The following is a 19,321-nucleotide window of genomic DNA, read 5'->3' as shown; positions in this document are numbered from 1 at the left end:
ATAAATGTAATAAATAACAGAATTTTAATAAAAATTCTTATACCGCGAACAAACAACATCAGTTTGTCCATGTTCTTTGACAATCCCTCTCTCTAACCACAAAACACGATTACACAATTTTTCTATTTGAGTTATTGAGTGTGAAACAAACAAAACAGTTGTTCCACTTTGAATCATTTCATTCACTCTTTTTTCACACTTTTCTCTAAAAGTATAATCACCAACTGCTAGTACTTCATCAACAATAAGAATGTCTGGTTTGATTGATGTTGCTATAGAAAAGCCCAATCTTGCTTTCATGCCAGAAGAGTAATTTTTCAATGGTGTGTAAATAAACTCTTCTAGTTCAGAAAATCGAATGATTTCTTCTTCTTTTTCTTTTAAAAACTTTTTTGAATAACCCAGTAATAAACCGTTTAAATAAATATTTTCGATGCCCGTAAGCTCCTCTTTAAAGCCGGCTCCTAATTCAATTAATGGTGCAATAGTCCCTTTCCTTTCAACATTTCCTTTTGTAGGTTTAATAATTCCTGATATTATTTTCAACAGGGTGCTCTTTCCAGCACCATTCTTACCAATAATCCCAAAAACTTCTCCCTTATTTACTTCAAATGAAACATCATGTAAGGCACGAAAATCCTTATAATTAATATCATTTTTCAATCTTTTTATGAAATACTCTTTGTATGAATTTATTTTTTCCGTTGCAATCCTATAGTGCATTGAAACATTTTTCACAGTCAATGTAGATTTAGAATTTGTCATTTTAATACCTCAGTATATATATTTATAAGTAAAGAATAAATCGATCTTGGTTTTTATAAAAAATAAACAAACCAATAAACAATAGTATGATAGAATAAAATAAAGCAAATAAAATATCCATCAAGTTTGGGAACATGTTATACATCACAACATCACGTACCATGCCTACAATAGAGAACATCGGATTAAGTTCAATTAGAAATTTATATTTTTCAGGAATAATTTCCTCAGGATAAAAAATTGGTGTAGCATACATTAACATTGTTAAAATTATAGTATAAAAGTGCTTAATATCCCGAAAAAACACATTTATTGTCGATAATATCAAACCGATGCCGGAACAAATTGCAAAAAGTAAAGATAATGGAACTATAATTAGCAAATTATACAATGAAAAATCCATACCTGTTACAAACATTACAATAATAATTGGTACAATTGATATACAGCTTGTTATAAAAGATGAACATACTCGGGACATTGGAAAGAAATACTTTGGTACATAAACCTTTTTAATTAATTGACTGTTACTTCTTAAAGATTCTAATGCAAAATTAGTTGCTTCAGAAAAGTAGGTGTAGACAAGCCTTCCTGTAAGTACATAAACTGGAAAATTATCAATTGTCCTTTCAAATAATGCAGAAAATATTATAGTAAGTACTATCATCATGAGTATAGGATTTAGCATGCTCCAAACTATTCCAATGTATGAATTTCTATACTTTAATTTGACGTCTTGAATAACTAGTTCAATAAATAAATCTTTATACTTATTTAAATTCAAAAGATAGCTTGTCATATATACCTCCACATCACCTGCGAACTGCAATTTCTCAGAAGTCTTTTCTACGTTCCTTCCAACAGTTTACCAAACTATCCAACCCATGAACACACCTTTCTGAATTCCATATTAGCAAAACATGTCGAACTCTTTCACTCGTATAGTAATCCCCCACCACATTTGATAAAATAATAGAGTATCTTTTCCAGTTAAAGCATAGAATAAACAAAGATAGGAGTACATACGAATGGGCGCACGACAGAAAGCGACAAAGCGGAATTACCCGGGAAATACGGGAAAAGGAGAGGTGTCGCCTCTATGGTGGCTTGGCGCTATTGGCCTTGCCCTGTTTTTTGTTATTTTCCCTTATGACAGAGGTTTGTTCAATGGATACGAGTCCAGCTTCGAACCTCCAATCTACAAGTCGGCAATTTATATCTTTATTCTATCATTTCTTCCCCTCATTTACCTAATACGGAATTGGAAAATTTCCAGCCACACCGGTATTTTGTCGATTGCTGTCATGTTGATCCCGCTTATTTACTGGATTTCCTCCATGCAGGCGGTATCAGACTACTACGCAGACTTTATGGTGATGATCTACGGCATGTTCGCTCTACTCTTCATAAGCGGCTTATATACCGCAGGAGCAGCGCGGACGCGCCATATAATCGAGGGCGGTATCATGATCGCCGGCGGCATCATTGTGTTGTTCGGATTGTTCAACTTGTTTGGCCAGATTTATTACATGGACGCGCTATGGCTCGCGCATGACGGCTACCGCCTAACATCGGTATTCCAGTACTCCAATACATATGCCGGCTTCCTGATTGCTCTATTCCTGGCTTGCTTGTACTATGCATCCCATAACGGCAACAGTTATATCCGGCTGATGAACGCAGCTTTCCTTGTACCGATCTGGATATCGTTCATGCTGACGTTCTCTCGTGGCGCATTTGTCATTATCCCGGTCGTCGTCTTGCTTATTATTCCGTTAATGAAGCTGACGAAGCAGATTGCCTACTTGCTCTATATGGTCGTCTCCATAGCTATCTCCATGGTTATTCTGGGCAAGGTTACGGCTGTTATGAACGACATAGCGGCAATCGTCCAACCGACGGGGACGAAGGCGTTGTCAACGATATCGCTGTTCAACTCGCTTCCCGCTACGGGCTGGGGATTGCTGCTGGCAGCTTCCTTAGTAACGGCCGCATTCGTCTGGCTGTATCACGCCAAGCTGGAGACATGGGTAGAAGGGAAGTTCTCGCGAATTGCCGACCGGAAATGGTCGTTCCTGCTCATTCCTGCACTAATTGCCGTCGTGACGACCGTATGCGCCGCAGTACTGCTATCCAGCCCGGCCGTCAGAGGAATGCTTCCGCAGCAGCTGGCGGATCGCTTCGAGAATATTAACTTCAACCAGCACAGTGTACTTGAGAGGATTACGTTCTATAAAGACGGTGTACGTGCAGCCAGCGATTACCCTGTCATCGGTGCAGGCGGCGGCGCTTGGCAAGCGATGTACGAACAATACCAGAACAACCCTTATGAGAGCAGACAAGCACATAGCTTCTATGTGCAAGTGCTTGTAGAGGTCGGCTGGCTGGGACTGGCAATCTTGATTGGTTTTATTGCTTATGCTTACTTCCTGTTCGTCCGGTCGCATATTCGCCATCCCGAGCTTCGCGGCAGCCACTTGGTCTTCTTTATTCTGTCGCTGTCGCTGCTGGCGCATAGCGCAATGGATTTCGATATGAGCTATGTTTACATCGGTGCATTGGCCTTCCTGTCGCTTGGATGCATGCTCGCTCCGTACCATGACAAGCTGGAGGTAGCATCATTGGCCAAATTGCAGCTCAACGGCTGGCAGAAAGCCGTCTACCCCGGACTGCTTGCAGTGATTTGCCTTGTACTGCTTGTCGTTACATCTACCCAATATTCAGCAGTAAGCCGTTATAACGAGACGGTTTCACTAGCCGTCAAGCAGAAGGCTTCCTACAATCAGTTAATGGAGAGGCTGGAGAAGTCGATTGACCAGGCACCGGATCAATCGACGTATTCCATCACCAAGGTAAGCTGGATACTGCAGGTGTACGAGCAGAACAGGGATCCGGAATTGCTGAAGCAAGCGCAAGAGACGCTGGATGCGGCGCGCAAGCATGACGAATACAATCGTGGGCTGCTGGCGCTGCAGATCAGAGTGCATCAATTGAATGGCAAGCTGGAGGACACACTTCCCGTCTTGGATGAAGCGCTGCTGAAGTTCCCTTGGATGATCGAGATGTACGAGCATGCGATGCTCGCATATCGGGATGTCCGTACCATTGCACTGCAGAACAAGGACGAGGAGAAAGCGACGCAATACGAGCATCGTATTCGCGATTTGGAAGCTGAGGTGAACCGAAGAATAGCGATGCTGGAGACGTTGCCGGAGGAGCAGAAACAAGGACGCAGCTTCAATTTCACCGCTCCAATGAAGGAAGTGTTGGCTTCTTTGAAATAAGTTTCAAGGTATGTTTTCCCCTGCAGCGGAATAAATAGTCATAGGACGTTCTGTACGACTATACTGCCGGCGGGAAGGAGCAAGCTACTTGAGACGAGCGCGCAATCCATCATGGTCCTTCGTCGTCATGCGTGGCGCTGACAAGTCTGTCAAGCAGTTCTCGGTATCGAGAAGATCGGTGGTCGTGGCCCCTGTGGCCGCCGTTCTGGCGGTAACCGGCTGCGTAGTCGGCCTCCAGATGAAAGCCGCTTACGAGCTGCGAAGTCTGGAGAATCGGCTGGAGACGCAATCCGCCCAATATGCGCAAGCGATGGAAGGTAAAGACAGCACGATCACGGAGAAGGATCATGCTATCGCAGCTCTGCAGCAAGAGCTTGAGGAGCTGATGCACCAGGCTCAGGCTCTGAAAGAAAAGATGACTGAGCTGAACGAGTTGGAGCTGAAGCTCAAGGCTTTCATTGAAAAGTATGGAAGCAGCGTAAATATTGACTTGGAGGATTCGGAAGCCGGAACGAATACCGGGTATCAAAGGACGACTGCGCCTCGAGTCCAAACCTTATCCGCTTCCTCCACACGTATGAACAAAGAGGCGGCGGTTACGCCCTACTTCCGCGATGCTGTGCAGATAGCCTCCTATGCCCAAGATACTTCGCTTGACCTGAAGGAGCTTAGCCTAATGGTAGATGCGATGGAGCAATCGATGGCCCAGACGCTGCGCCAGGCTCAGCATAAGCGGAGGACGGTCGACGCCTTTCCTTCGAAGTGGCCCACCGTTTCCAAGCGGCTGACCTCCGGCTTCGGCTATCGCAAGGACCCGTTCACGGGCAGCATCAAGTTCCATGCAGGCATCGATATTCAAGGCAAGAGCGGAGATACCGTATTCAGCGCTGCGGATGGCGTCATCTCGGACACCGGTTATGACAGATGGCTCGGCCATTATATAATAATCGACCATCTGACCGATCTGCAGAGCGTGTACATGCATTTGAAGCAGATCGACGCTCGAATCGGCGACGAAGTCGTGAAAGGAGAACGGATCGGATTGCTCGGCTCCAGCGGCAGAAGCACAGGCCCTCATCTGCACTTTCAGATTATGCAGAAGAACGAGCCTGTCAACCCCCTCGAGTATATCGCTCACCGGAGTTAATGACATCATAGGGAGCAAGTCTGTCGTTTCAAATCGCATCGATATGAAATGGAGGATTAGGCCTTATGTTCAAAGAAAACCGGCGAAATGCTTCAACAGACACGCTGATTGGGGCAGGCACAGTGGCGGAAGGAAAGCTGACAAGTGAAGCCAATCTGCGGATTGAAGGGGAATACCGCGGTGAAATCGCATGCAAGGGCGCCGTCATCATTGGCGAGCAAGGGGTGGCGCACTCCAATATTTCCGCTCAGGATGTGACGTTGGCCGGCAAGGTGTACGGAGACATCGTGACGACCGGAAGGCTTATTATTACATCATCCGGTCATATAACGGGCAATATTATGGCGAATCACCTTATTATTCAAGAAGGCGGCATGATTAACGGAAGCTGCCATATGGAACCACCGGCCAGCGAAGCGAAGCCGTCGCATGAGAAGGAATCAGCCACCGCTTCCGGCAAGCAAGACAGCAAGGCCAATGAAGAACGAAGCCGTTCCAAGCAAGCCGTCTGACGGTTTCGCCATTGCGAGAACGCCGTGCCCGGATCAACTCCTGTCAGGAGCACCGGGCACGGCGTTTTTCTGCGAAAGCTTCGTCTTGTCAATCACGATAGTCGTCGCTATTATGCGCGTTCAAGCCGCTACGTCTCGTTTATTGAACACATACCAGGTCAACGCCATGAACAGCACATAGTAACCGGCCAGCACCGCTAAGGAGAAGCCCAACGACATGCCTTCCCGGATCGGAATGTCATTCAAGTATTGCGTCAAGTTCAAATGTACGAATAACAGGTAATCGACCCACTTATATTGCAGTGCTGCGAGCAGCATCACAACATTGTTCACGACCAGCAGCAGAAACAAGGCAAATCCGATTGCCAAGCCGCTGCTGCGAAACACGGTAGACAGCATGAACGCTAGTGTAACCGTCATAACCGTCGTAATGAGCGTCAGACCGTAATATTGCAGCAGGTAACCCATTGCCGACATGCCTTCCATCATCGGGAACGTCGGTTCCGCATGCACGGAATTGAACAGATCGAAAATAAGCCAGTTCACGACGATGGAGCTGATAAATAGCAGCACGGCAAGACTGAGAGCGAAGGCGACTACGGCGATATATTTGGCCAGCAATATTTTGGATCGGGACCAGGGTCTAATCAAAAGCAGCTTGATCGTGCCCGAAGTAAATTCTTCCGCCACAACTCCGGCTGCGACAACGACTGTGAAGATCGTAACCAAGAAGAATAGAATCGACGATTCCAGGAATACGACATCCCACATCGATACGTCCATGCCTCCGAATGCGGCCCACATGATCGAGATCATCAGCACAAGTCCGACCAGGATGGCCCCCATAATATAGGTGCGCACTCTTCTGTAAATTTTCATATTCTCATTGCGCAGCAATCCAGCGAAATTACCCAATACTCTCACCTCCAGTCACTTCCAGGAATTGATCCTCCAGCGACTTGCTGTCTTTCCTTATGCCGTATACTTTAATTCCAGCGGCTACGAGTAAGGCGTTCAACTCCGCCGCCCGCTCTCTCTCGGCTTCCAGGGCAATCAGCCCGTTGCCAACTCCCTCCGCCGCTTGCCCCTGCGTCAACAGTATCTCGAGCGCTTTATCGGCTTGATCGACCTCATACAATATCCTTGATACGCTGGCGCTCTCACGATGCTCGCCAATGATTCTCTCGTCGATAAGCTTGCCGTTCTGGATAATCGCTACGCGATCGCACATCAGCTCCATCTCCGACAGCAGATGGCTTGATACGAAGACTGCAATGTTCTCATCCTTGGCCAGCTTGCGAAGATAGTCCCTAAGCTCCCGTATTCCCGCAGGGTCCAGTCCGTTCGTCGGCTCGTCCAATATGAGCAGCTTCGGTCTGTGAAGAATCGCTTGCGCAAGCCCAAGCCGCTGCCGCATGCCGAGCGAATAGGTTCTCACTTTGTCATGTATGCGATTGCCCATTCCGACAACTTCTATCGCTTCTTGAATTCGCTGCTCCGTTACCCCCGGCATCATGCGCCCATAATGAAGCAGATTCTGATAACCGGTCAAATACTTGTACATTTCCGGATTTTCAACGATGGCGCCAACATAGCTGATCGCTTTCTCATACTCTTTTTCAATATTATAGCCGTTAATGGTAATCTCGCCTGCGTTAAGCGACATGAGTCCGACCATCATGCGGATCGTCGTTGTCTTGCCGGAGCCGTTCGGTCCCAGGAATCCGAATACTTCACCCGGTCTCAAGTCCAATGACAGTCGGTCGATAATGGTGCGCTTGCCGATTCGCTTCGTCACTTCGCGCATCGATACGATGATAGGTTCCATTCCGCGTCATACCTCCTTCTAATCATTTGCCGATTACGAATACCCCATTCTCCTTCGAGGCAGCTTCAACCCCATCATTATATACGATAGCGGAAATGAATGGTAGCAGCGGCTCACAGCGTAGCACGCAGCGATAGAGATGTCCAGGCGCCCAGTCTCAGGCATATTCCATCATATACAACCACAGACTTGCTAATCGTATGCTGATGGGCAAGCTTGTCCTCCATACTCTGATCGGATATTCGATGAAATTGCTTGTACAGCTCTTCATAGTGCACAGGCAATCCCAGCTCAGTCAAGCGATGCAACATGAATTCCAACCGAAAAGCATAGACTCCGCTGCTCCATAATGCGCCTTGATGCACCATTGCTTCGGCTTCAACTAAGGAAGGCCTTCCATGAAAGCTGGCCACCTCGTAATCGTAATGGGTCTCCGTCCCGGTATAATAACCCTCTTCCGGTATGATGTAGCTGTATTGCTCGCAAGCGAAGCTTGCTTTCGTGCCCACCATCATCATTGCCGCTCCGCTGTCGCGCAACAACTTGGGAAGGCTTCGAATGCAATGAAAAAAATCCCCGCCTACGTACAAGTCCATCGGGAGGATAATGATCGTCTCGGATAAAGGAAGGGATGCGGAGTAATAACTTGCCGCGGCCAATGCCGCTGAAGCAAATGTGTTCTTCTGCCGGGGAGAATGAATTATGGGCGTCTCTAGCCCCAATTGCTGCCTAATCATGGCGGCATGCTCACTGCATGCCACAAAGCTGCTGTGCTCCAGCAGATCCGCTCCCGCAAGTCCGCTCCACAACCGCTGCAGCAAAGATTCAGGTTTTCCTTCCTTGCTTTTCAACACCTCCGCATATTGATGATGCCTCTTCTTTCCCGTTAACGGCCACACTCTGTCGCCCGATCCGCCCGTCAATAAAATGATTTTCAATTCATCATCCTCCTCAAGGCTTCTCATACTTTCGTACATTATACCTGAGCCCCGGGAAGGATCATGTCGGATACTGGCAGCATTATCTCGCAGAATACTACGGGTTTTGTCGAAGGTACATAAAAACCCGCAAGAGAGGCACGATGCCCCTCTTGCGGGTTAATTGAACGGTGTCGGCTTACTTGCCGCCTGCGCGAGCCAGCTCACGCTTGTTCGCCTCGAATGCGGCCAGCAAGGCATCTCCGCCTTGCAGCCCCTTGTCCTCAGCTCGTTGGATCTGCTCCAGCATCCGCTTGTAATCCTTCGGTATAATCTTGATGAACTTCGTAAGCGAAGCACCCCAGTCCGCCAGAATGCGAGAACCGGCTGCGCTTTCCGTATATTGGACGTGTCTCTCGATCATGGTGCGAAGCTCAGCAACGTCGCCTTCCATCTCTACACGCTCCAACAGAATCATCTCCAGGTTGCAGTGATTGTGGAAGTCGCCTTTCTCGTCGTAGATATAAGCGACGCCGCCGGACATCCCTGCACCGAAGTTGCGTCCCGTCTCGCCAAGCACAACGACGCGTCCGCCTGTCATATACTCGCAGCCATGGTCGCCTACGCCTTCCACGACCGCGCTCACGCCGCTGTTCCGGACAGCGAAGCGCTCGCCGGCGATGCCGCTAATGTACGCTTCGCCGCTTGTCGCGCCGTACAGGGCTGTATTGCCCGTTACGACATTCTCTTCCGCCTTGAACGACGCCTTCGGAGACGGAGCGACGATCAGCTTGCCACCAGACAGCCCTTTGCCGAAGTAGTCGTTCGTGTCGCCTTCAACCGATAGCGTAATGCCCTTCGGAACGAACGCGCCGAAGCTCTGTCCGGCTGTACCGACGAAGTGATACCAGATCGTATCCTCCGGCAAGCCTTTCGCCCCGTAGCGGGACGTTACTTCATAACCCAGTATCGTTCCGACAACCCGGTTCGTATTGAGAATCGGGAATGTGCCGCGCACGCTCTCGCCGCGCTCTAGAGCAGGTCCCGCATTAGGCACAAGCTCCTTCATGTCCAGCGACAGCTCCAGACCGTGGTTCTGCTTCTGTACGCCATAGCGGTAAGAGCCTTCCGGCACTTCAGCTTCGTACAGAATGCCTGACAGATCAAGACCTTTCACCTTGTAATGCTCCATCAGCTTCTTCGTATCCAGACGGTCAACGCGGCCGACCATCTCTTCGATCGTACGGAAGCCCAGCTCCGCCATAATCTCGCGCATCTCTTCCGCAATGAAGCGCAGGTAGTTCACGACATGGGACGGATCGCCCATGAACTTCTTGCGAAGCTCCGGATTCTGCGTCGCCACACCGACCGGACAAGTATCCAGCTGACAGACACGCATCATGACGCAGCCCAGTACGATAAGCGGCGCAGTAGAGAAACCGTACTCCTCGGCGCCAAGCAGAGCCGCAATGGCAACGTCCCGGCCGTTCATCATCTTGCCGTCCGTCTCGATTACGACGCGGTCGCGAAGATTGTTCAGCATAAGCGTCTGATGCGTCTCCGCCAGACCAAGCTCCCACGGCAATCCCGCATGGCGGATAGAGCCCATTGGAGATGCGCCTGTACCGCCATCATAACCGCTCACCATAATGACATCTGCGCGGCCTTTGGCTACGCCTGCCGCAATCGTGCCGACGCCAACCTCGGATACCAACTTCACGTTGATGCGTGCGCGAGGATTGGCATTCTTCAGATCGTGGATCAGCTCGGCCAAGTCCTCGATGGAATAAATGTCATGGTGCGGCGGAGGCGAGATCAGGCCGACGCCCGGCGTGGAGCCGCGCACTTCCGCTACCCAAGGATATACTTTCAGGCCAGGCAGCTGACCGCCTTCGCCAGGCTTCGCCCCTTGCGCCATCTTGATCTGAATCTCGTCAGCATTGACGAGATAGTTGCTCGTTACGCCGAAGCGTCCCGATGCCACCTGCTTGATCGCGCTGCGGCGCAGATCGCCGTTCGCATCTGGCCTGAAGCGGTTCGGGTCCTCGCCGCCTTCGCCTGTGTTCGACTTGCCGCCAAGACGGTTCATCGCAATAGCCAGGCTCTCATGAGCTTCCTTGCTGATGGAACCGAATGACATCGCGCCCGTCTTGAACCGCTTGACGATGGATTCAACCGATTCCACTTCATCCAGCGGCACGGATTGGCCGTCCTTCTTGAAATCAAGCAGCGAGCGCAGCGTCAGATGCTTCTTGTTCTCGCCTTGGACAAGGCCGGAGAATTTCTTGTACAGCTTGTAATCGTTCGCGCGGGAAGCCATCTGCAGCGTATGAATCGTCTGCGGCGTGAACAGATGGTCCTCGCCGTCCTTGCGCCATTGGTAATCGCCGCCGGAGTCCAGTTCCTTCTCGGAACCTTCCTGTTCCGCGAATGCGCGATTGTGATGCTTCAGCGTCTCCTCGGCGATCACATCCAGTCCGATGCCGCCAATGCGCGACGGCGTCCATGTGAAGTATTCGTTAATAACCTCTTCACGTAGGCCGAGCGCTTCGAAGATTTGAGCGCCGCGATAAGACTGAATCGTGGAGATGCCCATTTTGGACAGTACCTTCACGACGCCCTTCGTGGCCGCTTTAATATAGTTTTTCACCGCTTTGTCATGGGACACGCCTCTCATCATGCCTTGACGAATCATGTCGTCCAGCGACTCGAATACGAGATACGGATTAACGGCGCTTACGCCGTAGCCGAGGAGCAGCGCGTAATGATGCACCTCGCGCGGCTCGCCGGATTCCAGCAGAATGGATACTTTCGTACGCGTGCCCTGACGGATCAAGTGATGATGCAGACCTGCCACGGCAAGCAATGCCGGAATCGCTGCATTCTCCTGATCGACGCCACGGTCGGACAGAATAAGAATATTATGGCCCTTGTCGATAACGCGGTCGGCCGCTTCGCACATCACCTTCATCGCCGCGCGAAGCCCTTCTTCTCCACTGTCGGCAGGGAAGAAGATCGGAAGCGTGATGGACTTGAAGCCCGGACGGCGCACATGCCGCAGCTTGGCGAACTCTTCATTGGACAGTACAGGCGTATCCAGCTTAATATGACGGCAGCTTTCCGGCTCCGGATTAAGCAGGTTGCGCTCAGGTCCGATCGTCGTTGCTGTAGACGTCACAAGCTCCTCGCGAATCGCATCGATCGGCGGATTCGTCACCTGTGCGAACAGCTGCTTGAAGTAGTTGTACAGACGCTGTGGACGCTCAGACAAGACGGCCAGGGGAGCATCATAGCCCATGGAAGCGATCGGCTCCATGCCGCTGCCTGCCATCGGCTCCAGCACCTTGCGGATGTCCTCGAATGTGTAGCCGAACGCTTGCTGTCGCTGCTGCACCGTAGCGTGGCTCGGTTCCGGCAGTTCAGGCGCATCAGGCAGTCCATCCAGATCAATCAGATGCTCGTCGAGCCACTCTCTGTAAGGATGCTCCGATGCGATAGCCGCTTTCACTTCCTCGTCGGAAATAATGCGGCCTTGCTCCGTATCTACAAGCAGCATGCGTCCCGGACGCAGACGATCCTTGTACTTGATGTCTTCCGCAGGAATCTCGACCGCTCCCGCTTCAGAGCCAAGAATGATATGATCGTCATTCGTTACATAATAACGCGCCGGGCGCAGACCGTTGCGGTCCAGCATTGCACCAATTTGGGTGCCGTCCGTGAAGCCCATCGCAGCCGGTCCGTCCCACGGCTCCATCAGCGTGCTGTGGTACTCGTAGAAGGCTTTTCGCTCGTCGCTCATGCTCTCATGATTGGACCATGGCTCTGGCACCATCATCATGGCGGCATGCGGCAAGGAGCGGCCGGCAAGGTACATAAATTCCAGTGTATTGTCGAACATGGCGGTATCGGAACCGTCCGGATTAATGATCGGCTTGATCTTCTCCAGATCTTCCCCGAACAGCTCGGAAGCGAACAGTGTCTGGCGGGCATGCATCCAGTTCACGTTGCCGCGAAGCGTGTTGATCTCGCCATTATGAATGAGGTAATGAAACGGATGAGCGCGTTCCCAGCTCGGGAACGTATTGGTGCTGAAGCGGGAATGCACGAGCGCGAGCGCCGATACGACGGTTTCATCGTTCAGCTCCGTGTAGAAGGAACGAACCTGTTCGGTCGTCAGCATTCCTTTGTATACGATTTTCTTGGAGGACAGGCTTGTGAAGTAGAACATATTGCCGCCTTCTTTGCCTGCATAACGAATGGCTAACTCCGCGCGTTTGCGGATAACGTACAGCTTGCGCTCGAATGCGAGCGTTTCCTTCAGATCGGCATTCCTGCCGATAAATACTTGACGCACATAAGGCTTGACTGCCAGTGCGGACTGACCGAGCTTCTCGTCATTGGTTGGCACAGTACGCCAGCCGATAACGGATTGGCCCTCTTCGGCTACAATGCCTTCCAGTTCCTTCTCAATCGCTGCTCGCGCAGCTTCATCATGCGGCATGAAGATCATGCCGACCGCATACTGTCCTTCATCCGGCAGCTGGATGCCCGCCTTGCCCATCTCCGCTGCGAAGAACTGATGAGGGATTTGAAGCATAATCCCCGCTCCGTCTCCGGTGTTTGGCTCGCTGCCTTGTCCGCCGCGATGCTCCATGTTTTCAAGCAAATCAAGTGCCTGGGTAATGATTTTGTGCGACTTTACCCCTTTAATGCTGGCGATGAATCCCATGCCGCAAGCGTCTTTCTCGAACTGTGGATCATAAAGGCCCTGCTTGGGCGGAAGTCCCAAAATGTTCTCTCTCATTGCATGCAACCTCTCTATTAGAAGATTTTTGGGTTTCTGATCACTTAATTGGCTTCATTTTTGGCATGAAGTGTCATAGAATGGTAGTTAACGAGGCGCATCGGCCGGATACTTGCCATTCCAGTTGCCATCTACCGTTGCTAAGCGATTATTTTATGATTTTATCATTAGGGGTAATTGGAATCAATTTAATATTTTTATAATTGTGATAAGGAATGTTTGGCAGCTTGCTTCACGGCTGGCGGGAACCATGGCACAGTATGCGTACATCGCAGATGAATCTACATATATATTAACAGAAGGATGTGTAATCATTGATTAGAAAATTCAGGAACTTCACTCTTGCCGCCTCCGCTTCCGTCATCTTGGCAACGAGCGTGCACACGAGCGGCATCGCGGCGGCAACTGCTCAACCAGTCACAGGCCAAGCGGACGAGCTTCGCGAGGAGTACCGGATCGTCGCACTTGGCGATTCACTTGCTGCCGGATACGAACACGGCTTCGACCTGGAATCCGTTCCATATGGGTTCGTGGAGCATGTGTACGAGCAAGCCCTGTTCCAGGGTGAACGCGCCATCTACAGCAATTACGGCGTACTGGGATTGCGCACAGACGGGCTGGAGAAGTGGCTGTCTCTCGCAGAAGCAAGCGAGACCGCCGAAGCCGAACTTATTCAAGCCGATCTGCCCGATCCGCGAGCGGAGGTCATCTTCGGTCAGACGCCGCAGCTTCGTGAAGACATTGAGAGTGCGGATCTGATCCTTGTATCCATCGGAAGCAATGATTTCTCTTCATTGATCAAGGAGCTTGGCGAAGAGGCCGTCTACGAAGAATTGGCGGATGCGGAGCAAGAAGCGCTGCTTGCCGGATTGCAAGACTCGCTGGACGCTTTCGAAGCGAGCTTGTCTGAAGCGCTCCAGACAATTGTCGCCTTGAATGACGAGGCGAAGATCGTCGTGTCCAATCAATATTTGCCCATCCCGTTCATAAAGGCTCGCGGCGAACGCAATTATTTGATCGATCAATCCACTGCCCAGTTCCTGGTCGATGGACAGACGCAAATCCATGAACGGCTCAACCATGTGGCGGAGGAACTGCTCGCGGAAGGCCATAATGTGGCAATAGTGGATGCAGCCACAGCTATCGAGAAGAGCATATTGGGCTTCACCTCTGTGAAGGAAGGAGATACTCATCCTACTCGGGAAGGCTACGAAGCATTGGGGAAAGCATTCTCCCAGCTGCTGTGGGGAGAATATCGCGAAATGCAGGACAGGGCGGAAGGCGTACCGATCTCCGTCGTCGTCAACGGAACGGAAGTGCTGACCGATTATGCGCCCGTCATCATTAAAGGCAGGACGTTCCTTGCCATTCGCGATATTACGGATGCCATGGGCGCCGCTTTGAAGTGGGACCCGGAGACCGATACGGCGATCATCTCACTGGCGGATCGCCAGGTTGAATTGACGATCGGTGCGGATACGATCGTCGTTAATGGCGAGCAATTGCCGCTCGGCGCCGAGCCCGCTTTCCTGAAGCAGTTCCCCGGCGAGAAGAAAACTTATGTTCCGCTGGCCGCATTGTCGGACGGCCTGGGCTTTCAAGTGGTATATCGGGCAGAAATGAAAGCCGCTTTCATCAACGAATAGCCAATTGCTGAACCAGGGCGTGTCTGAGAACTCTGAGGACAGCAAATTTTGCCGAATTTTCGTTCCATGCAAGGCGCGTTTGTGAAGGCGTACCCGGGGGTACGTCAAGCAAACGGAACGAAGCAGGGGGCGTAAAGGCGGTGAAAGGCGCCACTGAGCGGGTTTTCAGACACGCCCTAGTTATTGATATTCCTGCTGCAGCTGCTTCAGCAGCTCTACCGATTTGGCTGTCCAGCGGTTCATGCGCTCCAGCGCCTCGATATCCGCCGCTACGGCTGAATGCAGAGACTGTCGATAGTCGGGCACATCAGCCCGATAAGGCTGAATATCCCGTTTCAGCACGGTTGTTTTTTCCGTATAGCTGAGCGCGCGCCGCTCATGGAACATCACCGCATCCGGATTGTAAGGTTGATGCAGATCGCCTTGCTCCGGATGCTTTAATACAGCCAGCACTTTGACCACTGCTCGCGGTCCGTTCAGCTCAACGACTTCTCCAACGTAACGTCCGGAGCGCACCTCCGCCTGCACGATATCGCCAATCGCCCATTCATCCCGCTCATAACCGGTCATCATTGCATTGCCTCCTCTTTCCTGCGCATATGTTTAATGGATTGCTGTCGCTTGTTCAGCTTGACAATTCTTTAATTACTGTAAAACATGCCTTATTTATTCGCAAGCGGTGCGTATAAACTTGTATTCACCTGACATGAGAAGTAATATGGAAAATGAGAAAAGTGAGTAGGTGAGACTATGCGTAGAAAAAGAGTGCTGCTGCTCTCAGAAGGATTCGGCTCCGGACATATGCAGGCAGCGAACGCGCTCAGCGCCGGATTAAAGCAACTTTGTCCCGATATATCCGCCAAGGTTATCGAGCTGGGCAAGTTCCTCAATCCCGTGATCGGTCCGCTAATTGTATCCGCCTATAGGAAAACAGTAAGCAAGCAGCCCAAGATGGTTGGCATGCTGTACCGCAGCAATTATAAAAAACCGACGAACCGATTTACCCAACTTGCCCTCCATCGGATGTTCTATACGCAAACATCGCAAGTAATCGCCCAGTTGAAACCGGATTTGATTGTATGCACGCATCCCGTGCCCAATTCCGTTGTGGCAAGATTGAAGCGACTCGGCTTGCATATGCCCTTATATACGCTTATTACCGATTATGACGCGCATGGCTCATGGGTCAGCCAGGAGGTCAATCATTATTTGGTGTCATCGCCTATCGTAAAGCAGCGTCTCGTTGACAAGGGGGTGCATCCGAACAGTGTAGAGGTAACGGGCATACCCGTTCATCCCGACTTCTGGGAGCATTGCGACAAAGAAGAGGTGCGGCGGCAATTCGATCTGAAGGATATGCCTACTGTGCTCATTATGGGCGGAGGATGGGGAATCCTGTACGAGGACAGCGAGCTTTCTTATATGACGAAGTGGCGCGAGACGACGCAATTGATCTTCTGCGTAGGCTCCAATAAGAAAATGAAGCAAAAGCTGCTCGCAGACCCCATGTTCCAGCATCCCAACATTCGCATCATGGGCTTCACCCGAGAAGTATACAAGCTTATGGATGCGGCCGATCTGCTGGTAACGAAGCCTGGCGGCATGACGTGCACGGAAGGAATGAGCAAGGGGCTGCCCATGCTGTTCTACGAGCCGATTCCCGGCCAGGAGGAAGAAAATTGCGAGTACTTCATCAACAGCGGCTTTGGCGAAATGCTGGAATCCAACGATACGGTGGACAGATGGTTCAAGCTTATACATGATCAGGAAGCCGCCGGCAAGTTCCGCACCAAGTTGCTCTCCATCCGCGATAACCAATACGATCCGAGACGATGTCCCGAAGCCGTTCTGCGCCTGATGCAGTAACGGCTTTTCTTCTTGATTTTTGACACTTTTATCCCCAATAGGATAAGACCACTATGAGCGATTGCTAGCTGAATAGGTGGAGAGAACCCCTGTTGGCGTTCGACAAATTTTTATGAAGCATTTATGAAAGTGATAAATTGGAACTAAGGGGAAATCCGAAATTTGTGTTAAAATAATATCGCCATAGCATAATGAGCTAGTCCATCATGGCATATTATACATAAATGCGAGAGGAGCTGTGCACGATGCAGATGAAAATGGCAGACGGCAAAACGATCATTCTACGCTTGGAAATCGATACGCAACTAGCACAATTTGGCCGTGCAGCGACCGCGATTGAGGAAGCAAAAGGCGATATTGTCGCCATCGACGTTATTCAGACGGATCGCAACAAAAGCATCCGTGACCTCACCGTCAAAATTACCGGACCGGAAGCAGAGGAACGGCTGACAGCCGCATTGGAAGCTGTTCCAGGCATTCGGCTTCTGCACACTTCCGATCGGACATTCCTGCTTCATCTTGGCGGCAAAATCACGATTCAGCCCAAAACGCCGATTCAAAACCGTGATGATCTTTCAAGAGTCTACACGCCCGATGTGGCTAGAGTATGTCAGGCGATACATAAAGATCCTTCGAAAGCCCATACGCTTACCATTAAACGGAATACAGTAGCTGTCGTCTCCGATGGCAGTGCAGTGCTCGGACTTGGCAACATCGGACCTCATGCGGCCATGCCGGTTATGGAAGGTAAAGCGATGTTGTTCAAGCAGTTCGCCGATGTCGACGCGTTCCCGATCTGCCTCGATACACAAGATACGGATGAGGTGATTGCCGCAGTCAAGCAGTTGGCTCCGGCCTTCGGCGGAATTAATCTGGAGGATATCGCAGCTCCGCGCTGTTTCGAGATTGAGAGCCGTCTGCGCCAGGAACTGGATATCCCTGTCTTCCACGATGATCAGCACGGCACGGCGGTTGTGCTCTATGCCGGACTGCTGAACGCTTTGAAGCTGACTGGCCGCTCGTTAAGCGAGGCCAGAATCGTCGTATGCGGAATAGGCGCAGCCGGCACGGCATGTACGAAGATGCTTCTGGCAGGAGGGGCAAAATACATTGTAGGCATAGACCGGCCTGGCATTCTATGCTGTGATGAGCGGTATGACAACAGCATGTGGCAATGGTACGGGGAGAATACCAATCCTACACGGATTCGCGGTGGTTTGAAGGAAGCTCTGGAAGGAGCTGACGTATTCATCGGAGTATCGGCTGGCGGACTGCTGACGCGGGAGCATGTGATGAGCATGGCCAAGGACCCCATCGTATTCGCGATGGCGAATCCCGAACCGGAAATTCGGCCTGAGCTGGTAGAGGATATTGTCGGTGTATTCGCAACGGGCAGATCGGATTATCCGAACCAGATCAACAATGTGCTGTGCTTCCCTGGTATTTTCCGCGGTGCGCTGGACAGCCGCGCTCCTGTCATCAATGAAGCGATGAAGCTTGCTGCAGCTGAAGCTATCGCTTCTGTCATCGGCGATGAGGAGTTGAACAGAATGTATATTATTCCGAGCGTATTCAATACGAAGGTAGTGGAAGAGGTACGGCGCCGGGTCATACTGGCGGCCCAGCAAAGCGGTGTCTCCAGACGCCAGCTGCGCGAGTAATTGCTGCTTCACGCAGTAAAGGCAGCCAAAGCGGCTGCCTTTACTATTTTGAAAGAATGAATTATCGGCTTAATTATACCGCATACCGAAATGCTGCCCGTCAGCTTAATCTAGCCGCTGCAGTCTTCGAACACCTGCGACCGCACGTATGCTCCATTTTCACACCCCAGTGTATGTCACATTCACTATTTCGGCTCGCACGCTTCATATCTGCGCTCCAGTGTATGCCTCCTACACTAGATCCGCTCGCATGCCTCATATTCGCGCTCCTATGTATGTCACATTCACTATTTCGGCTCGCACGCCTCATATCTGCGCTCCAGTGTATGCCTCCTACACTAGATCCGCTCGCATGCTCCATTTTCGCGCTCCAGTGTATGCCTCCTACACTAGATCCGCTCGCACGCCTCATATTCGCGCTCCAGTGTATGCCTCCTACACTAGATCCGCATGCTCCATTTTCGCGCTCCTATGTATGTCACATTCACTATTTCAGCTCGCACGCACCATTTCCGTGCCCCAGTGTATGCCTCCTACACTAGATCCGCTCGCATGCTCCATTTTCGCGCTCCAGTGTATGCCTCCTACACTAGATCCGCTCGCATGCTCCATATTCGCGCTCCAATGTATGCCTCCTACACTAGATCCTCTCGCATGCTCCATTTTCGCGCTCCAATGTATGCCTCCTACACTAGATCCGCTCGCATGCTCCATTTTCGCGCTCCAATGTATGCCTCCTACACTAGATCCGCTGGCATGCTCCATTTTCGCGCTCCAATGTATGCCTCCTACACTAGATCCGCTCGCATGCTCCATTTTCGCGCTCCAATGTATGCCTCCTACACTAGATCCGCTCGCATGCTCCATTTTCGCGCTCTAGTGTATGCCTCC

13 protein-coding genes are annotated in these 19,321 nt (G+C 50.8%); 6 read left to right on the top strand and 7 right to left on the bottom strand.

Annotated features, from left to right (window positions below):
* Positions 1 to 24 precede the first annotated feature (24 nt).
* A complete protein-coding gene (locus tag M6D81_RS10685; RefSeq protein WP_262676878.1) occupies positions 25 to 765 on the bottom strand; it encodes an ABC transporter ATP-binding protein in 741 nt (246 codons plus the stop codon).
* Positions 766 to 787: 22 nt separating this feature from the next.
* The gene (locus tag M6D81_RS10680; RefSeq protein WP_262676877.1) at positions 788 to 1,564 is read right to left on the bottom strand and encodes an ABC transporter permease; all 777 of its coding nucleotides are present in this window, start codon (positions 1,562 to 1,564) and stop codon (positions 788 to 790) included.
* A 229-nt stretch (positions 1,565 to 1,793) separates the two neighbouring features.
* Here M6D81_RS10680 and M6D81_RS10675 point away from each other — a divergent pair, with 229 nt between their 5' ends.
* The 3 genes from M6D81_RS10675 to M6D81_RS10665 all read left to right on the top strand — a co-directional run bounded on the left by M6D81_RS10675 (position 1,794) and on the right by M6D81_RS10665 (position 5,708).
* The gene (locus M6D81_RS10675) at positions 1,794 to 4,049 is read left to right on the top strand and encodes an O-antigen ligase family protein (RefSeq protein WP_262676876.1); all 2,256 of its coding nucleotides are present in this window, start codon (positions 1,794 to 1,796) and stop codon (positions 4,047 to 4,049) included.
* Between the two features lie 88 nt (positions 4,050 to 4,137).
* Positions 4,138 to 5,196: a peptidoglycan DD-metalloendopeptidase family protein gene (locus M6D81_RS10670; protein WP_262676875.1), complete on the top strand. Its 1,059-nt coding sequence runs from the start codon at positions 4,138 to 4,140 to the stop codon at positions 5,194 to 5,196.
* 65 nt (positions 5,197 to 5,261) lie between these two features.
* Complete coding sequence (locus M6D81_RS10665; protein WP_262676874.1) at positions 5,262 to 5,708, top strand: bactofilin family protein; 447 nt, start codon at positions 5,262 to 5,264, stop codon at positions 5,706 to 5,708.
* A 120-nt stretch (positions 5,709 to 5,828) separates the two neighbouring features.
* On the opposite strand, the gene M6D81_RS10660 is transcribed toward M6D81_RS10665, so the two are convergent.
* The 4 genes from M6D81_RS10660 to gltB all read right to left on the bottom strand — a co-directional run bounded on the left by M6D81_RS10660 (position 5,829) and on the right by gltB (position 13,257).
* Positions 5,829 to 6,632 (bottom strand): ABC transporter permease, encoded by an 804-nt coding sequence (locus M6D81_RS10660; RefSeq protein ID WP_262676873.1) that lies wholly within the window; start codon positions 6,630 to 6,632, stop codon positions 5,829 to 5,831.
* Positions 6,616 to 7,536, bottom strand: a complete 921-nt coding sequence (locus M6D81_RS10655; protein WP_262676872.1) for an ABC transporter ATP-binding protein — start codon at positions 7,534 to 7,536, stop codon at positions 6,616 to 6,618. The genes M6D81_RS10660 and M6D81_RS10655 overlap by 17 nt, the downstream gene beginning before the upstream one ends.
* Positions 7,537 to 7,649: 113 nt before the next feature.
* Complete coding sequence (locus M6D81_RS10650; protein WP_262676871.1) at positions 7,650 to 8,474, bottom strand: sugar phosphate nucleotidyltransferase; 825 nt, start codon at positions 8,472 to 8,474, stop codon at positions 7,650 to 7,652.
* A 178-nt stretch (positions 8,475 to 8,652) separates the two neighbouring features.
* Positions 8,653 to 13,257, bottom strand: a complete 4,605-nt coding sequence (gene gltB / locus M6D81_RS10645; RefSeq protein WP_262676870.1) for a glutamate synthase large subunit — start codon at positions 13,255 to 13,257, stop codon at positions 8,653 to 8,655.
* Positions 13,258 to 13,571: 314 nt separating this feature from the next.
* On the opposite strand from gltB, the gene M6D81_RS10640 reads away from it, so the two are divergent.
* Positions 13,572 to 14,903, top strand: coding sequence for an SGNH/GDSL hydrolase family protein (locus tag M6D81_RS10640; protein ID WP_262676868.1), 1,332 nt, complete (start codon positions 13,572 to 13,574; stop codon positions 14,901 to 14,903).
* A 180-nt stretch (positions 14,904 to 15,083) separates the two neighbouring features.
* Here M6D81_RS10640 and kapB read toward each other — a convergent pair whose 3' ends face one another.
* A complete protein-coding gene (gene kapB, locus M6D81_RS10635) occupies positions 15,084 to 15,476 on the bottom strand; it encodes a kinase-associated lipoprotein KapB (RefSeq protein WP_262676867.1) in 393 nt (130 codons plus the stop codon).
* A gap of 177 nt (positions 15,477 to 15,653) precedes the next feature.
* On the opposite strand from kapB, the gene M6D81_RS10630 reads away from it, so the two are divergent.
* Together M6D81_RS10630 and M6D81_RS10625 are read left to right on the top strand one after the other, a co-directional pair.
* Positions 15,654 to 16,769 carry an MGDG synthase family glycosyltransferase gene (locus M6D81_RS10630; RefSeq protein ID WP_262676866.1) on the top strand — a complete coding sequence of 372 codons (1,116 nt, stop codon included), beginning with the start codon at positions 15,654 to 15,656 and terminating at the stop codon, positions 16,767 to 16,769.
* Positions 16,770 to 17,014: 245 nt separating this feature from the next.
* The gene (locus tag M6D81_RS10625; protein WP_262676865.1) at positions 17,015 to 18,430 is read left to right on the top strand and encodes an NAD-dependent malic enzyme; all 1,416 of its coding nucleotides are present in this window, start codon (positions 17,015 to 17,017) and stop codon (positions 18,428 to 18,430) included.
* Positions 18,431 to 19,321 lie beyond the last annotated feature (891 nt).

It is taken from the genome of Paenibacillus sp. J5C2022 (genome assembly GCF_025567625.1).
Lineage (GTDB): Bacteria > Bacillota > Bacilli > Paenibacillales > Paenibacillaceae > Pristimantibacillus.
Note: the sequence above shows the minus strand (reverse complement) of the source record. Positions and strands in the feature narration are given on the sequence as shown.